The sequence below is a fragment of the Blastococcus sp. SYSU D00669 genome, assembly GCF_054050715.1.
The window spans coordinates 40,050-52,070 of record NZ_JBJGZV010000039.1 but is presented as its reverse complement, the minus strand read 5'-3'; the positions used below and the strand labels follow the sequence as shown (position 1 = coordinate 52,070).

Below are 12,021 nucleotides of genomic sequence, written 5' to 3'. Positions count from 1 at the left end.
CCCCCCCCCCCCCCCCCCCCCCCCCCCCCCCCCCCCCCCCCCCCCCCCCCCCCCCCCCCCCCCCCCCCCCCCCCCCCCCCCCCCCCCCCCCCCCCCCCCCCCCCCCCCCCCCCCCCCCCCCCCCCACTTCGTCGGATCGGATCGCGGAGCGGTGTGCGGATCCGGCGCAGAGAAGTGCGCCGTCGGCGCACATCGCTCGACCGGGATCACATCCGCTGAGGCCCCGGTCCCCATCGGACCGGGGCCCCGGGGTGTTCCGAGGTCGGCGGGATCAGGCCGTCGACCGCCGGAGGCGGGAGAGCTCACCGGTGAGGACGGCGAGCACGGCGACCGCGTCCTCTCGGGCGGTCGCGGCGGCGTCCCGGCCGTCGGCGAACCGGCCGACCGCCGTCGCGTGCCGGGCGAGGAAGCCGTCGACGTCCCCGCCGTCGGCCAGCAGCGCCGCCGTGAGGGCGCGGGCGTGCTCGTCGAGCTGCTCCCGCAGCGCCACCTTGGCGGCGAGCACCCAGGTCGAGTCGCCGGGGACCTCCGCGGCCGGGACGCGGTCGAGACCCAGGGCGCGCCCGAGGGCCCGGTGCCGGGTGAGCACGGCGCAGACCGGCAGGCCGGTGCGCTCGACGACGTCGGCCAGGTCGACCGCGTCGGCGCGGCGCCCGAGCGCGGCCACGCCGTCGGCCAGGGAGTCCCGTGCCCCGGCGGCCCGCAGCCGCTCGGCGAGCGCGCGGTCGACGCCGTGCACCTCGCCGGCGAGCGCCGCGAGCGCGGCCGGGTCGCGGTGCCGGCGCAGCAGCCGGTCGGCCACCCGCTCGGTCGCCCGCTGCACCTCCGGCAGCGCCAGCCGCTCGACCGCCGGCGGCACGTCCTCGTCGAGCAGTGCCCACACCGGGTCGAGCCGCAGCACCTGCTCGGCCGCGGCGAACGCGCGCGCGGCGACCGGCGTGCCGACGCCGTGCCGCTCCTCCAGCCGGTGCAGGAACCCGGGCCCGACCCGGTCGAGCAGGTCGCTGGCCAGCCGGGTGGCGGTGATCTCCAGAGCCAGCGGGTGCGCGGCGATCCGGTCGGGCCAGCGCTCGCGCACCGCCCGCGGGAAGTAGCGCAGCAGCACCTCGCGCAGCGCGGGGTCGTCGGGCACGTCGCTGCCCAGCAGCTCCTCGCGCACCAGGTTCTTGGAGTAGGCGAGCAGCACCGCCGCCTCCGGGCGGGTCAGCCCGCCGCCGGCGGCGCGCAGCCGCTCGACGTCGGCCTCCGACGGCAGGTGCTCGAGCTCGCGGTCGAGGCCGGCCTGCTGCTCCAGGTCGCGGATCAGCGCGGCGTGCCGGTCGAGCAGGAACGGCGCCTGGTCGGCGCAGACGGTGAGCGCGCGGGCCTGGCGGGCGTTGTCGGCGAGCACCGCCGCGGCCACCTCGCCGGTGAGCTCGCGCAGCAGCGCGTCCCGCTCGGCGCCGGTCAGCTCGCCGTCGCGCACCGGCCCGGCCAGCAGGACCTTGAGGTTGACCTCGCGGTCGGAGGTGTCCACGCCGGCGGAGTTGTCGATGAAGTCGGTGTGCAGCCGCACCCCGGCACGGGCCGCGGCGACGCGGGCGCGCTGGGTCAGGCCGAGGTTGCCGCCCTCGCCGACCACGCGGCAGCGCAGCGTCCCCGCCGTCACCCGCACGTGGTCGCCGGCCCGGTCGCCGACCTCGGCGTCGGTCTCGTCGTCGGCCCGGACGTAGGTGCCGATCCCGCCGTTCCACAGCAGGTCGACCGGCGCCCGCAGGACCGCCCGCACGACCTCGTCCGGCGTCAGCTCGCTCGCCTCGACGCCCAGGCGGCGGCGCACCTCGGGGGAGAGCCGCACCGTCTTGGCGTCGCGCCGGTGCACGCCGCCGCCGGGGGAGAGCACGGCCGGGTCGTAGTCGGCCCACGACGAGCGGGGCAGGGCGGCCAGCCGCCGACGCTCGGCGAACGAGGCGACGGGATCGGGGTCGGGGTCGAGGAAGACGTGCCGGTGGTCGAAGGCGGCGACCAGCCGCAGCCGGTCGGACAGCAGCATGCCGTTGCCGAAGACGTCGCCGGACATGTCGCCGATCCCGACGGCGGTCACCTCGTCGGTGTCGACGTCCACGCCGAGCTCGCGGAAGTGCCGGCGCACCGACACCCACGCCCCCCGGGCGGTGATGCCCATGGCCTTGTGGTCGTAGCCGGCCGAGCCGCCGGAGGCGAAGGCGTCCCCGAGCCAGAACCCGCGCTCGACGGCGAGCGCGTTGGCCAGGTCGGAGAACGTCGCGGTGCCCTTGTCGGCGGCGACCACGAGGTAGGGGTCGTCGCGGTCGAGGACGACGGTGCGCGGCGGGTGCACCACCCGGCCGTCGACCCTGTTGTCCGTGACGTCGAGGAGTCCGGAGACGAACGATCGGTACGCCGCCTCGACCGAGCCCTCCCGGACGACGAAGGCGCCCTTGGCCCCGGCCGGGACGATCACCGCGTTCTTCACCAGCTGCGCCTTGAGCAGGCCGAGCACCTCGGTGCGGAAGTCCTCGGGCCGGTCCGACCAGCGGATGCCGCCGCGGGCCACCGGCCCGCCGCGCAGGTGCAGCCCCTCGACGGTGGGGGAGTGGACGAACGTCTCGACCCACGGCCGCGGCGCCGGGAGGAACGCCAGCCGGGGCGAGGCGATCTTGAGCGCGAGCTGCGCCGGCGGCCGGCCGGACGGGTCCTGGAAGGCGTTGGTGCGGACGACGGCGTCGAGCACGTCGCGCAGCCCGCGCAGGATGCGGTCCTGGTCGAGGCTGGTCGTCGCGGCCAGCAGCGCGTCGAGCTCGGTGCCCGCCGCGGCGGCGACCGCGGCGTCGACGCCGTCCGGGTCGTGCTGCGCGGTGAACCGCCGCACCAGCGCCCGGGCGAAACGAGGCGCACCGAGCACGGTCCGCTCGATGTACCCGCGGGACAGACCCGTGCCGGTCTGCGCCAGGTAGCGGCAGGCGGCGCGCAGCACGCCGACCTGCAGGAGCGGCAGGCCCTCGGTCACGGTCAGCCGCGCGAGGCCGTCGAGTTCGGTCTCCCCGGCCCACGCCGCGGCGAGCGCCTCGTCCAGCGCGGCCAGCGCCGGCTTCGGGCGCGTCCCCTCGGGCAGTAGCAGGTCGAGCTCGGTCGCCGTCCCCCCGTGGGACCGGGCGTCCGCGACGCGGACGCCGAGCCGCTCGAAGACCGGGACGACGTCGGCCAGCAGCGGCCGCTCCCCGGGCCACTCGACGACCGCGCCGACCAGCGGTCCGGCTCCGGCGGTCACCGGGCGGAGCCGGACCCGGTCGTGCACCGGGGCGGCGGTCACGGCTGCGCGGCGAACGCGGCCTCGAGCACGTCCAGGGCCTCGGTGAGCAGGTCCTGGCCGATGACCAGCGGCGGCAGGAAGCGCAGCACGTTGCCGTACGTGCCGGCGGTGAGGACGACGACGCCCTCGGCGTGGCAGTGCTTGGCGACGGCCGCGGTGAGCGCGGGGTCGGGCTCGGTCGTCCCCGGCTTCACCAGCTCGACGGCGATCATGGCGCCGCGGCCGCGGACGTCGCCGATGGCCGGGAAGCGCTCCTGCAGCGCCCGCAGCCGGGGCAGCATGGTCGCGCCGATGGCGCGGGCGGCGCCGGCGAGGTCGAGCTCGCGCATGGTCTCGACGGAGGCCAGCGCGGCGGCGCAGGCCAGCGGGTTGCCGCCGTAGGTGCCGCCCAGGCCGCCGGTGTGGACGGCGTCCATCAGCTCGGCGCGGCCGGTGACGGCGGCCAGCGGCAGGCCGCCGGCCATGCCCTTGGCCAAGGTGACCAGGTCGGGGACGACGCCCTCGTGCTCGGTGGCGAACCAGTCTCCGGTGCGGCAGAAGCCGGTCTGCACCTCGTCGGCGATGAAGACCGCACCCGCCTGCCGCGCCCAGTCGGCGAGCGCGGGCAGGAATCCGGGGGCCGGGACGACGAAGCCGCCCTCGCCCTGGATCGGCTCGATCAGCACCGCGGCCATGTTGGACGCGCCCACCTGCGTCTCGATCTGCCGGACGGCGCGGGCCGCGGCCTCGGCGCCGGACAGGCCGTCCCGGAACGGGTAGCTCATCGGCACCCGGTAGACCTCGGGCGCGAACGGCCCGAAGCCGTTCTTGTAGGGCATGTTCTTGGCCGTCAGCGCCATCGTCAGGTTCGTGCGCCCGTGGTAGGCGTGGTCGAAGACGACGACCGCCGACCGGCCGGTGGCGACGCGGGCGATCTTCACCGCGTTCTCGACCGCCTCCGACCCGGAGTTGAACAGCGCCGTGCGCTTCTCGTGGTCGCCGGGGGTGACCCGGTTGAGCTCCTCGCTGACGGCGACGTAGCCCTCGTACGGCGTGACCATGAAGCAGGTGTGCGTGAAGGCCGCGACCTGCTCCTGGACGGCGGCGACCACGCGCGGGGCGGCGTTGCCGACGTTGACCACGGCGATGCCGGCCCCGAGGTCGATCAGCGAGTTGCCGTCGACGTCGACGACCACGCCCCCGCCGGCCCGCTCGACGAACACCGGGAGCGTGGTGCCCACGCCGCCGGACACCGCGGCGGCCCGCCGGGCCATGAGCTCCCGCGAGCGGGGGCCGGGCACCTCGGTGACCAGCCGGCGCTCCTGGATCGGCGTCGACTGGGGTGCGAGCAGGTCGGTCACGGGGGAGCTCCTCGTCTCGACGGGGGAGGGGTGCGCCGTCGAGTCTGGGCGGCGCGGGTCCCCGCAGGTACCGTCCGGACCGGCGCGTCGGCCTGCTCCCCATGTCCACTTCGGCACGCCTCGTCGCCCTGGAGGTCCTGTGCCGGTCACCGTCGCCGATCTGCTCGGCTCGCCGTCGCTGGGGCTGCGCCTGCTCACCGAGGGCGCGCCGGTGGACCGGCCGCTGTCGTGGGTGCACGTGAGCGAGCTGGCCGACCCGGCGCCGTTCCTCCAGGGCGGGGAGCTGCTGCTCACCACCGGCCTGGCGTTGCGCGACGGCGAGGCGGGCCCGTACGTGCGCCGGCTCGTCGACGCCGGGGTGGCGGCGCTGGGGTTCGGCACCGGCCTGGGCCAGGACGCCGTCCTCCCGTCGCTGGTCGACGCGGCCGCGGACGGCGGGCTGCCGGTGGTCGAGGTGCCGCGGCAGACGCCGTTCATCGCGCTGTCGCGCAGCGTGTCGGCGGCGCTGGCGGCCGACGAGTACGCCGCCGTCGCCCGGGCGGCGACGGCGCAGCAGGAGCTCACCCGCGCCGCGCTCGCGCCCGGCGGGCCGGCGGCGCTGCTGGAGCGGCTGGCCCGCGCGGTCGGCGGCTGGGCGCTGCTGCTCGACACCGTGGGCGCCCCGCTGGAGGCGTCGCCGGCGGCGGCCGCGCGGCGGGCGCCGGGGCTGCAGGCGGAGCTGGACCGGTTGCGCGGGATGCGGGCGCCGGCGAGCGCGGCGCTGTCGGGGCCGGAGGAGACGCTGCTGGTGCAGTCGCTCGGCAGCGGCGCGCGCACCCGGGGCTTCCTCGCCGTGGGCCGCTCGGGCCCGCTGCCGCCGGCCGACCGGCACGTGGTCAACGCGGCGGCGCTGCTGCTCACGCTGCGCATGGAGCAGTCCCGCGGGCTGGACAGCGCGATGGCGGCGCTGCGCGCGGCGCTGCTGCGGCTGCTCCTCGCCGGCGAGGAGCGCACGGTGTCGGCGGTCGTCGACGAGCTCGGCCAGCAGCTGCCCGCCGAGCCGCTGCACGTCCTCGCCGTCCTGGGCACCGGGGAGCAGCGCTCGGCCGCGGTCGACGTCGCCGCCGACGCGGCGGCCCACGAGCACGCGGCGCTGTTCTCCGCCGCGCTCGACGACGCCCTGGTCCTGCTGGTCTCGGCCGACGGGCCGCTGCCCGCGCGGCTGGGCGCCCTGGCCGCGCGGGTGCCGGGGGCCGCTCTGGGGTCGTCGCGGCCGGTCGGGTGGTCGGCGCTGGCCGACGGCGTCCGGCAGGCGCGGCAGGCGGCCGAGCACGGGCGGGGACGGTCCGCCGGCGTCGTCGCCTTCGCCGACCTCGCCGTCCCGGGGCTGGCGTCGCTGCTGGAGCCGACCGCGACCCGGGCCTTCGCCGACTCGCTCCTGGCGCCGCTGGTGGCCGCCGACCGCGCCGGCGCCGGTGACCTCGTGCACTCCGTGCGGGTGTGGCTGGCGCACCACGGCCAGTGGGAGCCGGCCGCCGCGCAGCTCGGCGTGCACCGGCACACGCTGCGCAAGCGCGTGCACCGCGCCGCCGACCTGCTCGGCCGCGACCTCGACGACCCCGGCGCCCGCGCCGAGCTCTGGATCGCCCTCCACCCGCCCGGCGAGGCGTGATCGCCGCCGTCGCCGTGCGGTGATGTGGGTCCATGGCGCATTCCCGGCCAGGAATGCGCCATGGACGCACATCGCTCCGCCGCGGACCGACCGGGGGAGCGCCGGCCGAGCGCCCTCAGTGGCAGAGCTCGGCCGCGGTCGGCGGGACGTCGAGGGTGGGGTTGCGGTCGAAGAAGCCGACGGGCTTCAGCGAGAACGACACCGTGTCGACCGGCATCACCGGCCAGTCCTCCGGCCGCGGGATGTGGTGGATGCCGAACACGTGCCACAGCACGATGTCGGTGTCGGCGATCGACCGGTCGGCCTGCGTCCACGCGGGCAGCCCGGCGTCGCGGCGGCTCTGGTTGACGAACTCGCCGGAGGGCCAGCGCTCCTCCTCGTCGAACGGCGTCACCCACAGCGTGTGGTCGATGACCTCGGCCCGCTGCATGATCGGCGAGCTGCGGTCGACCAGGGCGGGGAACGACGCCGAGGGCACCAGCTTGTAGCCGACCGGCGTCCCGAGCCGGTTGAGCTTGCCGCGGTTGACCACCTTCCAGCTGCGCTGGGTGGCCCAGTCGTAGTCCTGCTTGCCGTCGGACTCGGTCTCCAGCGGGCGGGTCCGCTGCACCAGCGCCAGCCCGTACGGGTTGTCGTCGGAGACCGGCACCGCCTCGCTCTCCGACACCAGGACGGTGTTGGACGGCCCGTCGACCTCCATGTCCATGCGGGCGACGATGAAGTGCTGGTGGTAGGGCGCGTAGGTGCGCTCGTCGACGACGGTGCCGTACGGCGGCGCCTCGCCGTCGAAGGTGCTGGTCACCATGATCCCGGTGGCGCGGACCTCGCACTCGATGGTGCCGTCCTGGTAGAAGCGCCAGTAGGTCAGGTACTCGTAGTTGGCCACCGTGGCGTGGAACGAGACGACCATCCGCCGCGACCGGCGCACCTCGCTGCCGGCGTGCTCGTCGACGTGCTTCCACAGCACGCCGTCGTCCTCCTCGTGCAGGCAGATGGCGTTCTTGATCGTGTAGGGCTCGCCGCGGCTGTCGTGCAGGACGGCGTCGACGTAGGTGATCTCGCCGAGGCAGTCGCAGCCGAGCTCCAGCGACGTCGTCATGAAGCCCAGGCCCCACTCGCCGATGTCGAAGGCGGTGCGGCGGTGGTGGTCGGGGCTCGGGTCGCGGTAGGGGACGACCATCTCGGCGAACGACAGCCGGTGCGCGATCGGCCGGCCGTCGAAGCCGACCCGGTGGATGACCAGCCCCTCGCGGTGGTTGAAGCCCAGCCGCATCGACCAGTGCTGCCAGCGCAGCTCGTTGCCGTCCAGGCTGAACGAGACGCCCTCCGGCTGGGTGATCTCCAGCGGCCTGATGTCGGTGCGCTGGGCCAGGTCGGGCACCAGGGCCGGCAGGTACTCGCCCATGACGTCGGCCTTCGCCGGCGGCGCGGAGTCCTCGACCGCCAGCAGCTCCATCGTGTTCAGGTCGACGACGAAGTGCAGGCCCATTACCGGGTTGGCGTAGGGGTTGCCGTCGGGCGTCGAGCGGTACCAGACGTCGGTCCAGCCGACGCGGCGGTCCTGGTACCCCTGCGGGATGAGCGAGTAGCCGTAGGCCCAGGTGTCGATCAGCACCAGGTCGAGGTCGGTGAGCCCGCGCTTGGCGAGCGCCTCGACCACCTCGGGGTGCTTGATCAGCGTCTCGTGCGCCTCGTGCCACTCGTCGACGGTCATGTTCGCCTGCTCGCCCGGCACCGCCTCCCACGACACGACGGCGTCGTCGGTCAGCGAGACGACCGCCTTGTACGGCGTGCCCTCGTCGCGGCTCCAGCAGGTCACCCGCGCTTCGCGGCGGACGGGGTCGCCGGCGGTGAACGAGCGGACGACGTCCTTGGCCGGCTCGCGCAGCTCGATGGAGGCGAACCGCCAGCGCTCGTCGACGCCGCGGTCGCGCCGCAGGATCGCCGCGGCGGTGCGGAACTCGTCGGCGGTCAGCGGGTCGAGCGGGTGCGCGGTCATCGGGTCTCCTCCGGGCGGTCGGGGCGGTCGGCGAGCAGGGGGAGCGAGGGGTCCCAGCGGGTGCCGTCGCGGGCGTCGCGGCGGCGGCGGGCGATCGCCGACAGGGCCTCCAGCACGACCCGGTTGGCGAGCGCGGCGGTGATGTCGGCGTGGTCGTACGGGGGGCTGACCTCGACGACGTCCACGCCGACGACGGGCAGCTCGAGGCAGATGCGGCGCACCGAGTCCAGCAGCTGCCGGGCGGTGAGGCCGCCGGGCTCCGGGGTGCCGGTGCCGGGCGCGTGGCCGGGGTCGCAGACGTCGATGTCGACGGAGAGGAAGACGCCCTCGCACTCGTCGGTGGCGATGCCGAAGGCCTCGGTGAGGCACTCCTCGAGGCCGCGGTGGCCGATCTCGGTCATCTCGTAGGAGCGCATGCGGTGCGCCGCCATCCAGTCCAGCGTCTCCGGCGGCGGCCAGTAGCCGCGCAGCCCGATCTGCAGGAAGCGGTCGCCGCGCAGGGCGCCGGACTCGATCAGCCGGCGCATCGGCTGCCCGTGGCCCCACAGCGAGCCGAACTCGATGTCGCCGGTGTCGGCGTGCGCGTCGAAGTGGATCATCGACACCCGCCCGTGCCCGACGACGTCGGCCACCCCGGCGGCGTCGGGGAAGGCGATCGAGTGGTCCCCGCCGAGCACCACCGGGATCGCCCCGGACCGGGCCACGGTGGCCACCGCCTCCCGCAGCGCGGGCAGCGCGGTCTCGATGTCGCCGGAGTACATCTCGACGTCGCCGGCGTCGAGGACGCGCAGGTCGCGCAGGCCGTCGGTGCGCAGTGCCAGGCTGGGCCGGGAGCCGTCGTGGGCGAGGTAGTCGGTCATCCGGATGGCCTGCGGGCCGAACCGGGTGCCGGGGCGGTGCGAGGTGCCGCCGTCGAACGGGGCGCCGACGACGACGACGTCGGCGCCCGCGAACGAGGCCGGGTCCCCGAGGTCGCACCGGTCGACGCCGAGGTAGGTGATGTCGGGCCCGTACTGGGCGCCGTAGCGGGTCATGCGGCGGGTCCTGTTCTCGTGTCCTGCTGCCGGAAACCGTAGCGGATCCTGGTCTGTGCAACCGATTCCGTCGTCAGCTCGTCGGATCGATGCTGGCCGCCCGCGCCGCACGCACAAGTGCCGGACCGGTGCGCTCCCCGCCGGCCGGTGGACGGAGCGGCACTTGGGATCCGCGGCGCGGGATGGCTCCCTGGACGTGATCCGCGGCACACCGCCCGCGAGACCTCCCCGGGAAGGACACCGCATGTCCCTGGACGCGCCACCGACGACGACGAAGACGTCGGCCGACCTTCGCACCAAGGGCCTGTCGAGGAACTCCGTCGGCCTGCTGGCCAGCGTCGTCCTCGGCATCTCCAGCATCGCCCCCGTCTACGCGCTGACCGCCACGCTCGGCCCGACGGTGACCGAGGTGGGGCTGCAGATGCCGGCGGTGTTCCTCGCCGGCTTCGTGCCGATGCTGCTCGTGGCCTACGCCTACCGGGAGCTCAACCGGGTCGCGCCCGACTGCGGCACCTCCTTCACCTGGACGACGAAGGCGTTCCACCCCTACGTCGGCTGGCTCTGCGGCTGGGGCGCCCTGCTCGCGACGATCATCGTGCTCTCCAACCTGGCCGGGGTCGCCGTCTCCTTCTTCTACCTGCTGCTCGGCGAGATCACCGGCTCGGCGGCGGTGGCCGACCTGGGCGGCGACAAGCTGGTGAACGTCGTCACCTGCGTGGCGTTCGTGGCGATCGCCACCTGGGTCACCTACCGCGGGGTGGAGACCACCAAGCGCGTGCAGTACGTGCTGGTCGGGTTCCAGATGGCCGTGCTCGCCGTGTTCGCCGTCCTGGCGTTCGCCAAGGCCGGGTCCGCGCCGGGCGGCATCTCCTTCGATGCATCCTGGCTGGACCCCACGGCGATCTCCTCGTTCAGCGCGTTCACGGCGGGCCTGTCGCTGTCGATCTTCATCTACTGGGGCTGGGACACCTGCCTGACGGTCAACGAGGAGACCGAGGGCAGCGCCCGCACCCCGGGCCGCGCGGCCCTGCTGACGATGCTGGTGATCATCGTGACCTACGTCGGGGTCGCGATCGCCGTGCAGATGTACGCGGGCGTCGGCACCGAGGGCACCGGGCTCGGCAACCCCGAGACCGGGGACAACGTCTTCGCCGCGCTCGCCGGCCCGGTGCTCGGCCCGGGGCTGGCCTTCCTGCTCTTCCTCGCCGTCGTCGCGAGCTCGGCGTCGTCCCTGCAGACGACGTTCCTGCCGCCGACCCGCACGCTGCTGGCGATGGCCACCTACGGGGCGCTGCCGAAGCGCCTGGCCGAGGTGCACCCGCGGCACCAGGTGCCGTCCACCGCGACCCTGGTCGCCGGGGCGGGCACCGCGGTCTTCTACGTCGGGATGACGCTGATCAGCGAGAACGTCCTCATCGACACGATCTACGCGCTGGGCCTGATGATCTGCTTCTACTACGGGCTCACCGCCTACGCCTGCGTCTGGTACTTCCGCCGCGAGCTGCGCCGCAGCGCCCGCGGCCTGGTGTTCAAGGGCGTGCTGCCGCTGCTGGGCGCGCTGATGCTGACCGCGGTGTTCGTGCAGACCGCCGTCGACACGCTCGACCCGGCGTACGGCAGCGGCTCGTCGGTGTTCGGCATCGGCAGCGTCTTCGTCATCGGGATCGGCCTGCTGCTCGCCGGCGCCGTCCTCATGCTGGTCTGGCGGGCGCGGCACCCGGAGTTCTTCCGCGGGGAGACGCTGCGGACCGACACCCCGGCGCTCGTGCTCGACGAGTGACACCGACGCGCCAGCGGGCGCACAGCTCCCGCACGGGTCGCCCGGGCAGCGTCGCGGGCCGCGCCCGAGGGTCGGGCGCGGGGGAGGAGCGCGACGATGGGGAACTCGACGAAGTGGCGCCGGTGGGGCGGAGCGGCCGGGCTGCTCGCCGCGGGCGCGGTGGCCGGTGGTGTCCTGGCGGGCACCACGAGCGCGAGCGCCGCTGACGAGGGCAGCAGCGGCTCGTCGACGACGGCGACCGACGACCGCTGGCAGCGGCCCCAGGAGGAACTGCTCACCGGCGACACCAAGGAGCAGGTGGAGGCGGCGGTGCTGGCCGAGTACCCGGACGCCGAGATCGTGCGCACCGAGACCGACTCCGACGGCGTGTACGAGTCGCACGTCGTCACCGCCGACGGCGAGCGGCTCACGGTGCTCGTCGCCGAGGACTTCACCGTGACCGGCACGGGGACCGGCAGGCCGGGCGGGCCCGGCGGGGGTCGCGGCGGTCCGGGCCACGACGAGGACTGAGCCGGCTCAGCCGCCGTACGGGCGGGTGATGATCTCCAGGACGTGCCCGTTCGGGTCCTTCCAGTACACGCCGCGGCCGCCGTCGTGGGTGTTGATCCGCCCGGGCTGCCGCTGGAACGGGTCGGCCCAGAAGTCCAGCCCCCGGGCCCGGATCCGCCCGAAGATCTCGTCGAACTCGGGCTCGGAGACGAGGAAGGCGTAGTGCCGGGGGTGGACGTCGGCGTCGTCGGCGAAGTCGAGCGAGACGTCGTTGTCCAGCGTCACGACGGCGAACGGGCCGTACGACGTGGGCGGCGCCAGGCCGAGCACGTCGGCGAGGAAGGCCGCCCCCACCTGCTTGACCCGCGGGGCCACTATGGTGTGGTACAGCTGGACGGCCATCGGGGGCACCCTGGGG

Annotated in this window: 8 protein-coding genes; 3 read left to right on the top strand and 5 right to left on the bottom strand. The window is 75.3% G+C overall.

All coding sequences use genetic code 11. The annotated features are described in order from the left end of the window. Positions 1–271: 271 nt before the first annotated feature. Entirely contained in the window at positions 272–3,310 is a 3,039-nt protein-coding gene (locus tag ACI8AF_RS22200; RefSeq protein ID WP_456541932.1) for an NAD-glutamate dehydrogenase domain-containing protein, read from the bottom strand. Beyond that, positions 3,307–4,650 carry a 4-aminobutyrate--2-oxoglutarate transaminase gene (gene gabT, locus ACI8AF_RS22195; protein WP_456541931.1) on the bottom strand — a complete coding sequence of 448 codons (1,344 nt, stop codon included), beginning with the start codon at positions 4,648–4,650 and terminating at the stop codon, positions 3,307–3,309. Before gabT ends, ACI8AF_RS22200 begins: the two co-directional genes overlap by 4 nt. Before the next feature lie 139 nt (positions 4,651–4,789). Here gabT and ACI8AF_RS22190 point away from each other — a divergent pair, with 139 nt between their 5' ends. After that, entirely contained in the window at positions 4,790–6,301 is a 1,512-nt protein-coding gene (locus tag ACI8AF_RS22190) for a PucR family transcriptional regulator (RefSeq protein ID WP_456541930.1), read from the top strand. Between the two features lie 115 nt (positions 6,302–6,416). On the opposite strand, the gene ACI8AF_RS22185 is transcribed toward ACI8AF_RS22190, so the two are convergent. Next, positions 6,417–8,300, bottom strand: a complete 1,884-nt coding sequence (locus ACI8AF_RS22185; protein ID WP_456541929.1) for a primary-amine oxidase — start codon at positions 8,298–8,300, stop codon at positions 6,417–6,419. Continuing rightward, positions 8,297–9,334 (bottom strand): agmatinase, encoded by a 1,038-nt coding sequence (speB, locus tag ACI8AF_RS22180; protein ID WP_456541928.1) that lies wholly within the window; start codon positions 9,332–9,334, stop codon positions 8,297–8,299. The genes ACI8AF_RS22185 and speB overlap by 4 nt, the downstream gene beginning before the upstream one ends. A gap of 244 nt (positions 9,335–9,578) precedes the next feature. Here speB and ACI8AF_RS22175 point away from each other — a divergent pair, with 244 nt between their 5' ends. Both ACI8AF_RS22175 and ACI8AF_RS22170 read left to right on the top strand, forming a co-directional pair. Continuing rightward, positions 9,579–11,114: an APC family permease gene (locus ACI8AF_RS22175; protein ID WP_456541927.1), complete on the top strand. Its 1,536-nt coding sequence runs from the start codon at positions 9,579–9,581 to the stop codon at positions 11,112–11,114. Between the two features lie 96 nt (positions 11,115–11,210). After that, entirely contained in the window at positions 11,211–11,624 is a 414-nt protein-coding gene (locus ACI8AF_RS22170) for a hypothetical protein (RefSeq protein ID WP_456541926.1), read from the top strand. A 6-nt stretch (positions 11,625–11,630) separates the two neighbouring features. Here ACI8AF_RS22170 and ACI8AF_RS22165 read toward each other — a convergent pair whose 3' ends face one another. After that, complete coding sequence (locus ACI8AF_RS22165; RefSeq protein ID WP_456541925.1) at positions 11,631–12,005, bottom strand: VOC family protein; 375 nt, start codon at positions 12,003–12,005, stop codon at positions 11,631–11,633. Positions 12,006–12,021 lie beyond the last annotated feature (16 nt).